Origin of the sequence: Roseiterribacter gracilis, assembly GCA_018332375.1 — a bacterium.
Lineage (GTDB): Bacteria > Pseudomonadota > Alphaproteobacteria > BOG-932 > Roseiterribacteraceae > Roseiterribacter > Roseiterribacter gracilis.
On record BOPV01000001.1, the window covers coordinates 370,622 to 386,350 of the forward strand.

A 15,729-nucleotide genomic window follows, 5' to 3' on the forward strand; every position below is an offset into this window, starting at 1 on the left:
CCCCGCAAATGACCATTCATGTACGACCAATGCGCGACGACGATCGCGCGCGTTGGGACGCTTTCGTCGACGCCCATCCGGACGCGACCTTCTTTCATCGCAGCGGTTGGTCTGAGGCGATCCAACGTGGCTTCGGCCATCGCACGCGCTATGCGCTCGCCGAACGCGACGGTGCGCTGGTCGGCGTCTTGCCGCTGACCGAGATCAAAAGTCGCGTCTTCGGTCATGCGCTGATCTCGAACGCGTTTTCGGTCCAAGGCGGACCGCTGGCTTCGGACAGTGCGGCGTTGACTGCGCTGACCGACCACGCGCGCGACCAGCTGCAGCAAAGCGGTGCGACGCGGCTGGAGCTGCGCAGCAAGCTGCCTGGCTTCACCGAGAAAGAAGGCCTCTACGCGATCTTCCGCCGCCAGGTCGGCACCAACCGAGACGACAATCTGAAAGCGATCCCGCGCAAGCAGCGCGCGGTGCTGCGCAAAGTCTTGGACACTGATCTCGAAGCGCGCGCGTCGCGCGACTGGGCGACGTGCCACCGTGTCTACGCCGAAAGCGTGCGCAATCTCGGCACGCCGGTCTTTCCCAAACGCTGGTTCAAAGCGCTGCTCGACGTGTTCGGCGAAGCAGCCGACGTCACCACCGTGCATGACCGCGGCACGCCGATCGCGTCGGTATTGAGCTTTTGGTGGCGCGGTGAAGTGCTGCCTTATTACGGCGGCGGTACGCATGCGGCGCGCGGCGGTGGCTACGATCTTCTGTATTGGTCGGTTATGAACCGCTTGGCCGAGCAGGGCGGCGGGACGTTCGATTTCGGCCGCTCGAAAGTCGGCACCGGCGCCTATTCGTTCAAAAAGAACTGGGGCTTCGAACCGACGCCGCTGACCTATTCGTTCCAATTGCCGCAAGGGCAGAGCGTGCCGGATCTCAATCCGCTGAATCCGAAATTCAAACTCTTCATCGCTGCGTGGAAACGTCTGCCGCTTCCCGTCGCCAACGCGCTCGGCCCGTTGGTCGTGCGCAATCTGGGGTGAGCGTGGACGAACTTCTCTTTCTCGTGCACCGCATCCCGTTTCCGCCCAACAAAGGCGACAAGATCCGGTCGTGGCATATGTTGGAGCAGCTGGCGCGCACGCATCGCGTGCGGCTTGGTTGCCTGATCGATGATCCGCACGACTTGCGCTATCTCGACTCGCTGCAGAAAGTCTGCGCCGAGGTGAAAGCGGTGCAGGTGTCGCCGCTACAGCAGAAGATCCATGCGCTGCTGCGTTTGCGACCGGGGAAGCCGCTGTCGCTTGGCTATTTTCATCATCCAGAACTGCAACGGTGGGTGCGTGCTACGGTTCGTGCAAACAATATCCAGAAGGCGTTCGTTTTTTCTTCGGCGATGGCGCCGTACCTGGACGGGCTTGCACTGAAGCGTCGCGTTCTCGACATGGTGGACGTCGACTCGCTGAAATGGCGCGAGCTGGGCGAGACGTCGCGCTTTCCCGCCAATCTGGTTTGGTCGCGCGAATGGCGAACCTTGTTCGCCTACGAAAAGAAACTGGCGCAGAGCTTCGACGAAACCATCTTCGTCAGCGAAGCCGAGATGCGCCGCTTCCTCGAGATCGCACCCGAACTGGCGGCGCGTGTCACCTGGATGTCGAACGGCGTCGACTGGCAACGCTTCGATCCAACCTCGTCCTACGAAGATCCCTACCCGGCGAGCACCAACCGCATCGTCTTCACCGGTGCAATGGATTACGCGCCCAATATCGACGCGGTCGAATGGTTCGTCACGCGCGTGATGCCGATCCTGCGTACCATGCCGCGATTCAAATTTGGTGAAGGGCCACAATTCTGGATCGTCGGATCGAACCCGACCGAGCGTGTGCAGGGGCTGGCGGGAAGCGACGTGCACGTGACCGGCCGCGTCGCCGATACGCGCCCGTGGATTCAATATGCCGGCGTCGTGGTCGCACCGTTGCGCATCGCGCGCGGCATCCAGAACAAGGTTCTGGAAGGAATGGCGATGGGAAAGATCGTCGTCGCCACGCCGCAGGCGCGCGAAGGGATCGAAGCCGACCACGCGCGCGAATTGCTGCTCAGCGAAAGCGAAGAAGGCTTCGCACGTCTCGTTTGCGAAGTGCTGGACGGGCAGTGGGCCAAGCTGGGACCGGCAGCGCGTGCAGCGGTGGTGCAGCGCTATGATTGGTCGGAACGGCTGAAAGGCCTGCGCGCCGTGTGGCAGCAGGCGGCCTGATGGCGCTGCTCGACCTTGCTGTCGCCGACACGACCCCGCGTCGTGCAGCGGTTTGGCGCGCGGTGCTGGCGACCATTGCGGTTGCGCTGGCCTTGTTCGCGTTTCTCTATCCGACCGAAATCGCGGGTGCGGTGCGCGTCTGGGATCAGTCGACCGCCTATACGCATTGTTGGCTGATCCTACCGATCGTCGCCTACCTCTTCTGGGAACGGCGACGCGAGTTGCAGGTCTGGACGCCGTCGCCATCGGCCTGGCCCTTGCTGCTCATTCCCGTTGCGGCGGCACTTTGGTTGCTGGCGCAACGTGCGGGCGTGCTCGAAGGACGCCAGCTCAGCTTGATGCTGATGCTGCAGATCGTATTGGCAACGTTGCTGGGGCCGCGCTTCTGGCGCGCTTTCATCTTTGAGTTTCTGTATCTCTTCTTTCTGGTGCCGACCGGCGAGTTCCTGGTGCCGGCGCTGCAAAATTTCACGCGCGACTTCATCGTCACCGGCCTGCATATGATGCAGGTGCCGGTCTTCTTCGACGCGACGATGATCGAAATTCCGGAAGGCCGTTTCTTCGTCGCCGAAGCCTGCGCCGGTTTGCGCTTTCTGATCGCCTCGGTCGCGTTCGGTGCGCTCTACGCCTATCTGATTTTCCGCAGCTGGACGCGGCGCCTGATTTTCTTCGGCGTGTCGCTGGTCGTGCCGATCATCGCCAACGGGTTTCGCGCGCTGGGCATCGTGCTGGTCGGCCATTGGATCGGCAGCGCCGAAGCCGCCGCGACCGACCATGTTCTGTATGGCTGGATCTTCTTCACGCTGGTTCTGTTTCTGTTGATCGCGCTGGGCTTGCCGTTCCGCGAACAGCGCGGCGCCGGAGCGCCGATCGCAGCACCGCTGCCCGCATCGCGTGCGCGTCTGCCCGCGATCGCTGCTGCGACTTTGTTGCTGGTGGCGCTGCCGCAACTCGCCGCGCGGGCTTTGTCGCCGCAACTGCGCGTCGACGTGTTGGCGGGTGCGCAGGTCGGTGCGCTGGAAGCGCACCCAATCGGCGAACACCTGTTCGCGCAGGCGCCGGTCGAACTCGATCTGGTTGGCCCGCATGTGCGACCGGGTTCGTTGCGTCTGGTGATGGCGTCGGATTTCGGCGCGCTCAAACCCGATCTGACAGTCGATCGCGACCATGACGGCGAGCCGATCGAAAGCCGCGACCGTTCGCAGCCGCTGCTCGTCGACGGCGTCAGCTTGCCGTCGCTGCGTCGCGACTTCCAAGCGCACGGGCAGCGTCAGGTTCTGTTCGTCGTGCCGTTGGTCGAGGGACAGCCTGCATCGATCGGCGGTGCGGCGCGTCTGCGCGCAGCGATGGCACCAACGCGCCTGCCGCGCGCTGCAGTCGCCGTGCTGGTGCCTGCGTCGGACAATGCGCAGGATGAAGCGATCGCATTGCTGCGCGCACTGTCGCCGCTGCAAACAACGCTGCAACCTTTGTTACAGCGGGCTGTGCGCTAACTCAGGTGACCGGTGTCATCTGAAACGCAAGCTCCAAAACGCGTCGCAGCGACGGTTCGTCGAGCGGTTTGGGAAGAATGGCGAGCGGTTCGATCTCGCGCATCGCGACCATCGACCGTCCGTCGGCATTCCCAGTGACGAACACGATCGGCACGCTGCTCAGCGCCGCAATGCGGCGGGCTGCGTCGATTCCGTTGGATCCGTCCGCCAGTCGCACATCCATCGTGATTGCGTCGGCGCCTTCGCGTTCGAATGTCGCAACCGCTTCATCGGCGGTCGACGCCGGTCCAAGCGGTACAAAGCCCCAATCTTCGAGCGCGCGCGCATAATCCAGCGCCAGCAGCATCTCGTCCTCGACCACCAACACCCGTTTGGGCGGGTTTGCCTGCGCCATGTTCACCTGCATCGCCAAGCCTATTCTACGGACCAACGTCGCGATTCCCGAAAGGGTCCGTCGTTAAGCATGATCTTGTCAGAAAGCGCTGCGGCCCCGCAGTTCTTCGAACGAAACCATCACGTTGGTTTGATATGCGCTGCGCGTTTGCAGGCGGCGGTACCAAGCGTCGACATGTGGCATGTCGGGCCGCGCAATGTCGAGATTGTACCAACGGTAGAGCGGCGTACCTGCGGCAATATCGGCAAGCGTTAGATGGTCGCCGGCAACATAGGGCTGCAACGACAATTGCTCGTCGAGCATCGCGTAGGCGCGGGTGGTTTCTGCCAGCGCCTTGTCGATCGCAGCCTGGTTGCGCTCCTGTTCGGGCGTACGGAAAAAGCCCCAGAAGAGTCGTGTGAAGGCGGGCAGCAACGTCGTCGACGACCATTCGACCCAACGATCCGATCGCGACTCGACACCAGGATCGGGCGACCAGATGGTGCCGCTGCCATAGCGCGCCGCCAGGTAACGCAAGATTGCATGGCTCTCCCACAAGACGACGTCGTCGTCCTGGAGCACGGGCACACGCTGGTGCGGATTGCGGGCGCGGAACTCGTCGGTATCGAGGCCGCCGAAACTACCGCCGGCTGCGACATGTTCGTAGGTCAGGCCCAGCTCGTCGGCGAGCCACAGCACTTTTTGCACGTTGAACGAATTTCGTCGGCCCCAGATCGTACGCATCGCGCCCTCGCATTCGTGTCGTCGAGAGATAGGCCGAAGACCGCGCCGTGGCCACATCCTGTCCGAAAACACGGCCGGTTTTGAACGGACCGCGAATGCAAATGCCGCCAACAGACTTGCCCGTACGCGGGTATCGGCCAGAGCCTTGTCATCAAGTTGCGATGGCAGGAGTCGGACTGATGCAACTGCACGAGCTGATGCGCGCCGGTCCTTAAAGCTGCGCGAGAACCACGCTGCCCGCGGCGCACACTGCGAGCACCGTCAACACGCCGCGTTTGGCGGCGAACAACAACAGCAACGCAAGCACGGTCAGCAGGGACGCGCGCCAATCAGGCGTCATGCTGCCTGCTGCGAACAGCAAATGCAGCGCGAACCAGACCGCCAGGCTGGCAATGACGCCGACGACGGCAGCGGTGATTCCAGCCAGCACGCCCGCCAGCTTCTTGTTGCTGCGCAGACGTTCGACATAGGGGGCGCCGAGAAAGATCCAGACGAAACACGGCGCGAACGTCACCCACGTCGTGAGCAGCCCGGCCAAGGTGCCGGCCAGAAGACTCCCCGACGGACGATAGCCGGCAAGAAACCCGACGAACTGCACCACCATGATCAGCGGGCCGGGCGTCGTCTCGGCCATGCCTAACCCGTCGAGCATCTCCGACGCGCTAAGCCAATGTTCGGTTTCGACGGCGTGCTGCGCGACATAGGCCAGCGCTGCATAGGCGCCGCCGAAACTGACCACAGCCAACCGACTAAAAAACGAGGCGACGCGCGTGAAGGTGGCGTCGGGACCAAACAGCAGAAACAGCACCACCACCGGCAACAGCCACAACACAGCGGCAACGATCGCAGCGCGCAGCGGCGATGCGCGTTGCATCGTCGCGTCTGTGGCCGGTTCGATCACTGCCGGGCGCAACGCAATCCAACCGATTGCAGCAGCAGCTATCACGACCAGCGGGAAGGGCAGGTTGAATCCGCGCAGCGCAAGGAACGATGCAACCGCAACCAACAAAGCGGTGCGCGTGCGCAGCGCGCGTTTGCCGACGCGCCACAGCGCCTGCGCCACGATCGCCAGCACCGCGCATTGCAGGCCGAAGAAGATCGACGCGATCGCGGGTACGTGCCCGTACAGAACGTAAATCCAGGACAGCGCCATCAGGCAGAGAAGTCCGGGCAGCACAAACAACGCGCCTGCTGTCACGCCGCCGCGCACGCCGTGCAACGACCAGCCGAGATACGTCGCGAGCTGCTGCGCCTCGGGACCGGGCAGCAACATGCAGAAATTCAGCGCGTGCAGAAATCGCGCTTCACTGACCCAGCGTAACTCGTCGACCAGAATGCGATGCATGACCGCGATCTGTCCGGCCGGACCGCCGAACGACAAAGCGGCAATCCGCGCCCAGACGCGCGTTGCTTCGGCATAGTTGACGCCGTGCTTCTGCGGCGTGTCGTGCAGCGTCATGCGCTGGGCGTAGCGCGCGCGCCACGCCGCTACCAGCCCGCGACGGGCGGGATCTCGTAGAAATCTTTGAACGGGCAGCGACGGCCTTTGACGATGACCGCGCCGAACCGGTCGAGATCCTGACCACCGCGCGTGTCGAAGCCCAGCGCCAAGCCTGCCCAAGGCAGATCGGGACACGGGCCCAGCATGGTGGCGCGGTAATAGTGCCGGTCCTTGGTCCGGATCAGGACCGCGCTGCTGTCCTCGGCCTTCCAGTCGTCGACGCTGAGCGTGAAGAAGGAAATCCGCGCATCCGCGACCGGTTGGGTCGGCGGCGGCGCGGGCTGGGCGCAGCCGGCCAAGAGAAGAAGCGCGAGAGATACCGGTGCGGGTCGCATTGGCTGACTCCTGGACGGATCGAACTGGCCCATGAAACCGTTGGGTCACAGTCCGCAATGTTTAGAAACAATCAACACCTGCCCGTGAGGGTGGGTCGCAATGTCAGACCAGCCCCAGACAGCGCTCATCAAATACGCCGAGGCCGACCATGCGCGTGGTCTGCCGATCCCGTGGTGGGGAAAGCTTGGGGCCAAGCTGGTGTTGCATCACACGCCGGGGGCGCGACGGTTTGCCGAGCGGCTGGGCCTGTTTCGGCCCGGCGATCTCGCCAGCAATGTCGAACGCGTCGTCGACGGATTTGCCGAACATCTTGGCGTCTATTGCGATCGCGCCGGCAAAAAGCCCGAAGGCGTGTTGGAACTTGGTCCCGGCAACAGCGTCGGACGCGCGCTCTGTGCTGCTGCAAACGGTGCCAAGCGTAGCTGGTTCGTCGATGCTGGCGATCATGCAACGCGCTCGCTCGATCACTATCGCGCCGTCGCGCAACGTTTGTGGGAACGCGGCACGCCGGCGCCCGATCTGGAACAGGTGCAGGATCTCGCCGACGTACTGGCTGCGTCGCATGCACAGTTCACGACCGACGGGCTGGCGGGCCTGCGCCGCGTGCCCGACAAATCGGTCGATCTCGTGTTCTCGGACGCGGTGCTTGAACATCTGCCGGCGGCTGAGTTCGACGACTTCCTGCACGAGACGCGACGCGTTCTGGCGCCAGGCGGTTTGGCCAGCCACGGCATCGAATATCACGACCATCTCGGCGGCGGACTCGAACATCTGCGCTTCGCGCCAACCTTCTGGGAACGGCGCGCTGTCGCCGATGCCGGCTTCTATACCAACCGCATGCTGCATTCGCGCGTGCTGGCCGCGTGCGACCGCGCCGGCTTCGATGTCGAAACAGTGTGGGAGCTGCGCTGGCCGCAGCCGCGCATCGCGCGCGAAGCGCTGCATGAAACATTCAGCGACGCGAGCGACGCCGACCTGACGATCTGCGCCGCTTGGCTGGTGCTGCGCCCCCGTTGATTTCGCGCGCTAAGCCGTCGGGTCCAGCGCGTCGGCGACTTGCTCTTTCTTGGGACGCGGTAACAGCGTCATCGCCAAGATGAACGCCGACACGACGAGGCAAATCGCGTTGCTGACGATCAAGGGCCATTGGCCCAGCGCGACCCCGTAGGTGGTCCACAGGGCAAACCCCACCACGGTCACCGCATACATGCCGACCGACAGGTCGTGGGTGCGCCGCTCACGGATTATTTTCCAGGCCTGGGGAATAAAACTCGCCGTCGAACAGATCGTAGCTAGACCGCCAACCCAACTGGCCAGAGACGTATCCAGCGCCATTCGCAACTCCTTCGCAGCCCGGTTACGCCCCGTGCACGTTGTCCTGGCAGAGTGAGGCCGTGAGCGTCCCAAACCACATTCTGATGATCGCGATCGACTGGAAGCACCGCTACGGCGCTGCGTCGCTCGATATGGCGTTGAAGCGCATCGCGTCACACATCGAATTGGACGAAAGCGACGAAGCGATTGAATGGACGCAAGTCGCGACCGTGATCGCGCAGCAGATCCTGCAGCAAGACGCGTAAGCGCGTTCGCGCTTAGCCGACGCCCCCGCGTGCGTAGCGCTCAACCCACACCACTGTAACTCCACGACAGACGAATGCGGCGTGCGCGCGCAGCGCACCAGACCGCAACGTGATCCAACGCGCGATCCAATTCATCGGCATCGATCAAGTCGCCATCGTCCCAGGCAGCGGGGAAGGGCACATCGACGATGCAGGCTTGCGCCGCCGGTGCTTCGACATAGCGAAGCGTCAGTTTGCGGCCGCCGGAACGAACGCGCAGACGGCTGCCATGTAACGGCTCGATGCCGTCATGCGACTGGCCTCTGCGTTCGATCGGAAAACGGATGACTTCGCCCATGGCCCTGAGAAGCACGCATCGGGCTGTACTGTTCCCGATGGAACCCAGATCCAGCCTGCGGTGCCGGCCGCCGTGACAATACTGGTCTTCCATGTGGAACTTCTGCGGTCGCGCATGGTTGCGCGTGCATGGAGAAGAAGTCGTCCATCGGGTTGGGTTGGGTCGAGATCGTCGCGGGTGTTGCAGCACTGTGGCTCGTCGCCGCGATGGCGGTCGTCGGCTCTCGCATCCAGACCCAGGTGGACGAGCAGCGCGCGATCGAAGTCGAACTCGCCGACCAAGGCACGGCGCGTGCAACGCCAGGTTTCTTCGCCGTCGCACGCTGCATGATTCGCTATGGCGGCTGGCAGCTGGCCGAAGTCGGCGGCGCGCCCGCGCTGACCCTGCTCGTGATTGCCGCCGCATCGGTTACCGGCCGACGGCGCCTGCGCCCTGTCGACCGGCCAGAACAGTCCTAAAGCCCGCCTAGCGGCAGAACTAACGCACCGTCACGGCGTTTGGACATGCCAGGATCCAACCGCATCGCGGAACAAGCTCGTGGCAAGGGTTGTTCAGTTGGTCAGCAGGCGCACAAAAGCACGGGACATGACCAACACGCAGAAAACCGTACTCGTCGTCGATGACGATCCCCGCGTTCGCGCAACGGCAGTTGAGCTGTTTCGTGAGTTGGGGTTTCGCGTGCTCGATGCGTACAACGGATCGCAGGCGCTCGAGCTCGTCGCCGCGTCCAATCCGCCCATCGATTGCATGTTCATCGATATCCGCATGCCCGGCATGTCGGGGACCGAGCTCGCACGCATCGTTGGCGACCGTCATCCGGGCGTGAAGGTCGTGCTGACCACGGGGTATCAAGTCGATCAGAAGCCGGACCTGCCGTTGGTACCGAAGCCCTGGCAGCTCGAGCAGATCAAGAGCGCGCTCGGCGTCGGCGGCGGCACCAAGCATTAGAATTCCCTGCGAAAGCAGGGATCCATTTGTCAGCCTTCTAGGTGTGCAGCGCTCGCAGCGGGTTGGCGTCCCGCTTTCGCGGCGAAGCTGCGCCACAGCTCCTCCCAACCATCGACCATCTGCTGCAGCGTGAAATCGCGCGCGACCTTGGCGCGGTTCGCGCTGCCGAGTTGCGTGCGTAGCGCACCATCGTCGATCAGCGTCGCCAGAGCGCCCGCCAGCGCGACCATGTCGTGCTTGCTCACCACAAACGGACGGTTCGCGTCGCTCAGCATCGACGCGATGTCACCAACGTCGGTGGCGGCGACCGGCAGGCCGGTCGCCATCGCTTCCAGCAGCGCCATTGGCATCTGCTCGGTGTCGGAGGTGATCGCAAACAGATCGAGCTGCGCCAGCGCCGGGGCCGGATCGCTGACATGGCCGTGGAAGGTGGTGCGGTCGGCGATGCCAAGCGCGGTCGCGCGCGCTTCCAGCATCGGACGTTCGGGCCCGTCGCCCCAGATGTCCAACCGCGCGTGGGTGCGTGCCGCTGCGGCAAAGGCGTCGAGCAGCCGCCCGACATTCTTCTCCGCCCGCAGCGGGCACAGCGCGCCGACGCGTACGGGCGTGGAGGACGCGTGCTCGGCCGGCACGAACCGCGCCACATCGATTCCATTGGGCACATAGCGCAACCGTGCGCGCGGCACGCGCCAGGCGGCGGCTGCGGTCAGCAACGTGCGGGACGGGACCAGCACGCGCGTCTGGCCGCCCAATGCGATTCGGCGTGCCTGGACGCGGCGCGGCAATTGTCCGTCGGCTTCTTCGGGCCCGAACCCGTCGGCGACATGCAGATGCGGATAGTTGAGCAGCCGCGCCGCCAGCGCCCACTCAACCGCGCCCCAATTGTAGGTGATCAGCAATGCCGGTCGCGTACGGCGCAGAAAGGCGATGGCGCGCGCGACGTTGCGCAACGCCTGGCCTTTGTGGCCGGGATCTTCGACCAACTCGAAATCGATCTCGTGATGCAGCAGCTCTTTCGCCTGGGTGCGCCCGTCGAGCGACAGAACCCGGTGCCGCCAATGGATGCCCAGCGCGTTGGCGATCACCGCAAAGCGTGTCTGCGGCCCGCCGATCGCGAAGGTCGAAAAGACATGCAGCAATGTCGGACGATCGACCGCGCGCTGCATGTCAGGCGGCCTCTGCTCCCTCTCCCTTGGGGGAGAGGGTTGTCGCGAGGGGGCGAGCAGCCGGAAAGGTTGAGGACGAATCCCCCTCCAGGGGAGAAGGGACGATTGCCTCGCGCGCGAACGGATTGGCGTGCGGCGTGATCGCCTGGCGAATGAATTCGGCGCGATCGGCGACCGGATGCCAATGCAGGTCGCGCTTGGCGTCGCTGATGTCGAACCGGGCCATCAGGCCGCGCGAATGCAGGTCGCGCTTGGGCGGAAACACGTTGCCGGGGCGGCGCGCCGCCAGCTTGATCACCCATTTGCCGACTTCGCCCGCATGCAGCCCGGTCACGCTGCGCGGATGAAAGCGGATCGGACGGCCCAGCGCGCGCGCCAGCTCGGCAATGTATTCGCGCGCGCTCAGCCGCACGTCGCCGACCAAATTGTAGGCGCGGCCGATCGCATCGGGTGCGCGCAGCGACGCGACGATGGCGTCGGCGACGTCGTCGACCAGCACGAACGGCAGCGGATTGCGTCCGGCATTCCAGCCGATCACATGCTGTTCGTTGTTCTGGAATCCAACGCCGGAATGGAACGGGCTGGTGCCTGCACCGACCACCAGGCCGGGACGCAGCAACACCAACGCCAGCGCGTTATCGCGCGCGAAGGCTTCGACCGCGAGATCGGTCTCGCCTTTGACGCGGGCATAGAGCGCGCGCGTTTCTTTCTGCGGATCGACCGGCGTGTCGCCTGTAATCACGTCGCCGGGATCGCCGAGATAGAGGCTTGCGATGGTGCCGACATGGATCAATCGCTCGGCGCCCGCTTCACGCGCCGCGCGCGCCACGTTTAGCGCACCGTCCAGCATCGCAGCGCGCACGGTTTCGTAACTGTCGCCACCGCCGCCATGGGCGAGGTTGATCACGTAACGCGATCCCGCCACTGCGCGCGTCACCGACGCTGCGTCGGCAATGTCGGCGCGGACGGTCTCGACACCGTCGATTTGTTTGGCGCCACGCGCCGCGACGCGCACGCGGAAACCGGCTGCGCGCAATTTCTCGACCGTCGGCAGCCCGATAAAACCGGTGCCGCCGAACACGGTCACCAGCGGACCGTCGGTGACGGCAGGTGCTGGCTTCGGCATCGCGACGCGCGACGAAGCGGCCGGGCGCAGCGCGTCGATCTGTTCGCAGATCTCCAGCAAGGACAGGCCGAACCGGCCGGTGAAGGGCGCGGGGCCGGCGGGCAAGGACGCATGAAACGCGCGTACGGACGCGCGCATGGAGACGAAGAACGAGTCGTTGCGCGGCACCAGCTTCAACGTGCCGGCGGCATAGCTCGCCATCGCACGCGCGCTGTCGCGCACCAGCCCCAGCCCCGACCGCAACCCGTCGCGCAGATCGCTGATCGTTTCCAGATGTTCGCTGCGGCCGGTCGCGGTGATGCGATCGCGCAGCAGATCGACGGTCACGGCACCGTCATCGCACAGTGCGGTGAAGCCCCAGGCGGGGAAGGAATGGCCGAAGGCGAGATGAAGCTGCGCGCTGCACGTGGCGCCATCGAGGTCCAGGCTCCAGCGATCGGGGAAGCGCAAATCGTGCTCGAGCAGCAGCGGCGGTGCAGCAATGCCCGCGACGCGGTGGACGGGACCAATCAACGTCACCAACTGCGACAGCGGATGCACCGCCTGTTCGAGCAGAATGTTGATCGGCTTCTGAAACATCCAGACGCCGAATTGCCGGCTGGCGAGTTGGCGTAACGGCATCGCATAGGTGAAAGCGACGTGCCGGATGCGGCCATAGCGGCCCGACTCGAGCAGCTTGCGCGCACGCACGAAGGCGGGCTGCAGTACGAAATTCTGGTTCACGCCCAGCACCGCGCGCCCCGCATCGGCGGCCTCGACCAGCTCGCGCGCGGCGGCGGCGGAATCGGCGAGCGGCTTTTCGACCAGCGTGTGAATGCCGCGCGCCAGCAGCGGCAGCGCCACCGCGCGATGCAGATCGGGCGGCACCAATACGTGGGCAGCGTCGATCGCGCCCTCGTTCAGCAACACGTCAACATCGCGCTCGGTGCGTTTCACACCAAACGCGCGCGCAGCCTTCTCGGCGCGGCCCTGGTCGCGATCGACCACGGCGACGATGTCGACGCGGTCTGTGGCGCGTAGCGCCTCAAGGTGCGCGGCCGAAATCGCACCGGCGCCGATGACGGCGACCCGTGTGCGGGAACTATGGGATGCGCCACGCGGTTCGGTGCGGACGCTGTGAAGATCTGGGGAGGATTGGGCTTGCACGCCCGCCTGAATGCCGAGCATGCCGGCTTGGTTGCATCGCTCGACGAACTGCCTGCCGAAACCGACCTGGCGCGGGAATGGGACGGGCTCGTCCAGCGCGCATCCGCGTCGTTTTTCCAAAGCTGGAGCTGGATCGGCTGCGACATCACGCGCCGGTTTGCCGGCGCACGCCTGCTGCGCGTGCAGCGGCGCGACGTGACGGTTGCGCTGGCGCTGGTCGCGATCGATCCCAAACGCGGACGGCTGTGGTTGAACCAGACCGGCGACGCAGCCGAGGATTCGGTCTTCACCGAACGCGCCGGCGTGCTGATCGCGGGTGGGGAAGAGCCGGCCGAGGTGCTGGCGCAAATCACCGACACGTTGAGCAGCGATCCAGCCGCGCGCCGTTGCACCATCTGGTCGGTTGCGGGCGCCGATGCGGCGCATCGCACCGCCTTGTCGCGCGTGCGGCCGTTGCAGACCGTGATCTCGCGTCCGAATTTTGCCGCGCGGCTCGACCGCGATCCGTTGGCTGCAGCCAGCGCCAATTTCCGTGCGCAGGCGCGTCGCGCCCAACGAAGCGCGGAAGAAGCGGGGACGGTGACGATCGAAGCGGGCGGCGATGTCGACACACAGCTGGCGCGGCTCGACGCGCTGGCGCGGTTGCATCAGCGGCGCTGGACCTCGCGCGGTGCACCCGGCGCCTTCGCGACCGAGGCGTTCGTGCGCTTTCATCGCGCGCTGCTGCAACGCGCGGTGCCGATGGGTCACGCCGAGATCGTGACCGTGCGCGCCGGCGATCGCGTGCTGGCGCATCTCTACAGCTTTCTTTGGCGCGGTCGCGTCCTTGCGTATCAGGCGGGAGTCGACATCGACGCAAATTCCAAAGCCAAACCCGGCCTGGTCGCGCATCTCGCCGCAATGCGCCACTACGCCCAGCGCGGCTTGGGCGAGTACGATTTTCTCGCGGGCGAAGCGCGCTACAAGCGCAGCCTCGCAACGCGCATCGACGAACAGCTATGGATCGACGCGCACCGCGCCCTGTCCTTGGGCGGCGTCAAAGCGATGTTGCGCAGGTTGGCCGCGTGAAGCGCCGTTCCTTCCTGCTCGGCAGTGCCGCGCTTGCTGCTGCACCGTCCGCCTATGCCGCCGACGACTGGCGTGTCGAAATCGAAACGCAAGGACGCACGCTCAGTTTTGCGATGGGCGCGGCGCGCGACATGGGCGCGTTTGTGTCGCCGATCGGCAAGTTCGAGCAACGCTGCCTGCGCGCCGATGCCACCGACGCGCCGTTCACTGTGTTCTTCCGCCCCGATCGCGGCGACGCGCGGATGGAGGTCGTGGTCGAATATGGCCGGCTATGGACGCCGGCCGCGAATGGCGCGCCGTATCGCACCTCGATTTTTCGTGGCGGCACCCAGGTGGCGCAGATCGACGTCCCGCGCGCCGACTGGCGTACGCGCTGGCGTTGGCAAAGCGCGCCGCGTCGCGTCGTGCGCGACGCCAATGGGTTGGTGCGCGAGCATCTGATCCCGGCCTTTGCGTCGCTCGGCGCGATGGAGCCGCCACCGAAACCGCAGCTCTATCGCCCGACCGAAGCGGCAGGTGTCACCGCGTACATGCCGACGACGGGCGATCGTCCCGACATCGGGCCACTGACCGAAGCGCAAGCCGCCTGGGTCGGCGGCGATAGCGGATCGTTGCAAACCTTGCTGGCGCAGGCCGAAGCGGCCGCCAGCGTGCCGTGGCATTTCCGCGACGAGCGCACCGGCGCGCCGATCGATCTGCAGGCCTATCCCGAAGCAAGCTGTCATCCCAATGGCGGCAATCCAAAAATCGCGATGGCCGACAAGACGCTGTTCACGCCCGACAAGGCGCATCAACCGGCGTTGTCCTATCTGCCCTACGCGATTACGGGCGATCCGTATTTCCTCGAAGAGCTGCAATTCCAGGCGACGTTCGACGACCTCGCCGATCCACCCGGCTACAAGCAGAAAGTCGGGCAAGTACGTTCCAGCGCCTGGTCGCTGCGCACCTTGGCGCAGGTCACCACCATGACGCCCGACAACGTGCCGTCGTGGCTGCGTCCCAAAGCGTCATGGTCGTCGATGCTGCTGCAGCTGCGCGACTCCTTCCGCACGCGCTTCGTCGACGGCAAAGAGATTCCGCAGACCGTGTTCCACACGACGCAGACCGCGTTCGACGATCGTGGCGGCGGCGCGGTGCCGCCCGGCGTCTCGATCGCGCCGTGGCAAGAGGACTTTCAGTGCCTGTCGCTGGGTTGGATCACGATGCTGGGCTTTGAAGGGTTCCTGCCGATCTTTCGTTGGAAGGTGGCGCAGACGATTGCGCGCACCGACGGGCGCAGCGGCTGGAATCGCGCCGTGGCTACGCCGGGCACGATCATGCTGCGCGCCAACAAGGACTCGCCATGGTGCGCCAACTGGGCCGAGGCCTGGGCGCTCAACCGGCGCGTCCAGAATTTCCCCGAACCCAGCGATGACTGGGTCGGCTTGTTGACGCCGCTGACCTTCACGCGCGCTGCGTTGGCGATGGCGACGCAGCTTGGCGTCGACGAAGCGCGCAGCTCGTTCCGCTGGGCCGACGATCAGCTGCGCAGCAAGCTCGCGTCGCAGCGCAAGAAAATGCCGTGGCGCTTTGCGCTCGCTGGTCGCTGACCAGTATTGACGAAACGCGCAGCCAGCGATCGGCGGCACGACGCCAACGTGGAACTGAAGACGCGCGAATCGTTGCGAATCTG

Annotated in this window: 17 protein-coding genes; 9 read left to right on the top strand and 8 right to left on the bottom strand. The window is 65.0% G+C overall.

The features are described from left to right. The first annotated feature begins 8 nt into the window (after positions 1-8). The 3 genes from TMPK1_RS01775 to xrtA are packed head-to-tail and all read left to right on the top strand — an operon-like array spanning position 9 to position 3,732. Positions 9-1,028 (top strand): FemAB family XrtA/PEP-CTERM system-associated protein, encoded by a 1,020-nt coding sequence (locus TMPK1_RS01775; protein WP_420241061.1) that lies wholly within the window; start codon positions 9-11, stop codon positions 1,026-1,028. Between the two features lie 2 nt (positions 1,029-1,030). Beyond that, positions 1,031-2,239 carry a TIGR03087 family PEP-CTERM/XrtA system glycosyltransferase gene (locus TMPK1_RS01780; protein WP_420241063.1) on the top strand — a complete coding sequence of 403 codons (1,209 nt, stop codon included), beginning with the start codon at positions 1,031-1,033 and terminating at the stop codon, positions 2,237-2,239. Next, entirely contained in the window at positions 2,239-3,732 is a 1,494-nt protein-coding gene (xrtA, locus tag TMPK1_RS01785) for an exosortase A (protein WP_420241064.1), read from the top strand. The genes TMPK1_RS01780 and xrtA overlap by 1 nt, the downstream gene beginning before the upstream one ends. A gap of 1 nt (position 3,733) precedes the next feature. On the opposite strand, the gene TMPK1_RS01790 is transcribed toward xrtA, so the two are convergent. The 4 genes from TMPK1_RS01790 to TMPK1_RS01805 form a co-directional block, all read right to left on the bottom strand. Next, a complete protein-coding gene (locus tag TMPK1_RS01790) occupies positions 3,734-4,162 on the bottom strand; it encodes a response regulator (RefSeq protein ID WP_420241065.1) in 429 nt (142 codons plus the stop codon). 42 nt (positions 4,163-4,204) lie between these two features. Then, a complete protein-coding gene (locus TMPK1_RS01795) occupies positions 4,205-4,849 on the bottom strand; it encodes a glutathione S-transferase family protein (protein ID WP_420241066.1) in 645 nt (214 codons plus the stop codon). Positions 4,850-5,060: 211 nt separating this feature from the next. Next, entirely contained in the window at positions 5,061-6,308 is a 1,248-nt protein-coding gene (chrA, locus tag TMPK1_RS01800) for a chromate efflux transporter (RefSeq protein WP_420241067.1), read from the bottom strand. Positions 6,309-6,337: 29 nt separating this feature from the next. Then, a complete protein-coding gene (locus tag TMPK1_RS01805) occupies positions 6,338-6,685 on the bottom strand; it encodes a DUF6491 family protein (RefSeq protein WP_420241068.1) in 348 nt (115 codons plus the stop codon). Between the two features lie 100 nt (positions 6,686-6,785). Between TMPK1_RS01805 and TMPK1_RS01810 the strand changes: the two genes are divergently transcribed. Next, complete coding sequence (locus TMPK1_RS01810; RefSeq protein WP_420241070.1) at positions 6,786-7,703, top strand: class I SAM-dependent methyltransferase; 918 nt, start codon at positions 6,786-6,788, stop codon at positions 7,701-7,703. Positions 7,704-7,712: 9 nt separating this feature from the next. On the opposite strand, the gene TMPK1_RS01815 is transcribed toward TMPK1_RS01810, so the two are convergent. Further along, positions 7,713-8,021 (bottom strand): SemiSWEET family sugar transporter, encoded by a 309-nt coding sequence (locus TMPK1_RS01815; RefSeq protein ID WP_420241072.1) that lies wholly within the window; start codon positions 8,019-8,021, stop codon positions 7,713-7,715. Positions 8,022-8,080: 59 nt separating this feature from the next. Between TMPK1_RS01815 and TMPK1_RS01820 the strand changes: the two genes are divergently transcribed. Further along, on the top strand, positions 8,081-8,266 hold the full coding sequence (locus TMPK1_RS01820) for a hypothetical protein (protein ID WP_420241073.1): 186 nt from the start codon (positions 8,081-8,083) through the stop codon (positions 8,264-8,266). A gap of 40 nt (positions 8,267-8,306) precedes the next feature. Here the strand turns inward: TMPK1_RS01820 and TMPK1_RS01825 are convergent, their stop codons facing one another. After that, on the bottom strand, positions 8,307-8,618 hold the full coding sequence (locus tag TMPK1_RS01825; RefSeq protein ID WP_420241074.1) for a hypothetical protein: 312 nt from the start codon (positions 8,616-8,618) through the stop codon (positions 8,307-8,309). Between the two features lie 113 nt (positions 8,619-8,731). Between TMPK1_RS01825 and TMPK1_RS01830 the strand changes: the two genes are divergently transcribed. Both TMPK1_RS01830 and TMPK1_RS01835 read left to right on the top strand, forming a co-directional pair. Further along, a complete protein-coding gene (locus TMPK1_RS01830; protein WP_420241075.1) occupies positions 8,732-9,061 on the top strand; it encodes a hypothetical protein in 330 nt (109 codons plus the stop codon). Between the two features lie 127 nt (positions 9,062-9,188). Continuing rightward, positions 9,189-9,551 (top strand): response regulator, encoded by a 363-nt coding sequence (locus tag TMPK1_RS01835; protein WP_420241076.1) that lies wholly within the window; start codon positions 9,189-9,191, stop codon positions 9,549-9,551. Positions 9,552-9,580: 29 nt separating this feature from the next. Here TMPK1_RS01835 and TMPK1_RS01840 read toward each other — a convergent pair whose 3' ends face one another. Both TMPK1_RS01840 and TMPK1_RS01845 read right to left on the bottom strand, forming a co-directional pair. Next, positions 9,581-10,717 carry a glycosyltransferase gene (locus tag TMPK1_RS01840; protein WP_420241077.1) on the bottom strand — a complete coding sequence of 379 codons (1,137 nt, stop codon included), beginning with the start codon at positions 10,715-10,717 and terminating at the stop codon, positions 9,581-9,583. Position 10,718: 1 nt separating this feature from the next. Beyond that, complete coding sequence (locus TMPK1_RS01845) at positions 10,719-13,010, bottom strand: NAD-dependent epimerase/dehydratase family protein (RefSeq protein WP_420241078.1); 2,292 nt, start codon at positions 13,008-13,010, stop codon at positions 10,719-10,721. Between TMPK1_RS01845 and TMPK1_RS01850 the strand changes: the two genes are divergently transcribed. After that, positions 12,984-14,057 carry a GNAT family N-acetyltransferase gene (locus TMPK1_RS01850; RefSeq protein ID WP_420241079.1) on the top strand — a complete coding sequence of 358 codons (1,074 nt, stop codon included), beginning with the start codon at positions 12,984-12,986 and terminating at the stop codon, positions 14,055-14,057. The genes TMPK1_RS01845 and TMPK1_RS01850 overlap by 27 nt on opposite strands. Beyond that, positions 14,054-15,646 (top strand): hypothetical protein, encoded by a 1,593-nt coding sequence (locus TMPK1_RS01855; protein ID WP_420241080.1) that lies wholly within the window; start codon positions 14,054-14,056, stop codon positions 15,644-15,646. The genes TMPK1_RS01850 and TMPK1_RS01855 overlap by 4 nt, the downstream gene beginning before the upstream one ends. Positions 15,647-15,729: the final 83 nt, after the last annotated feature.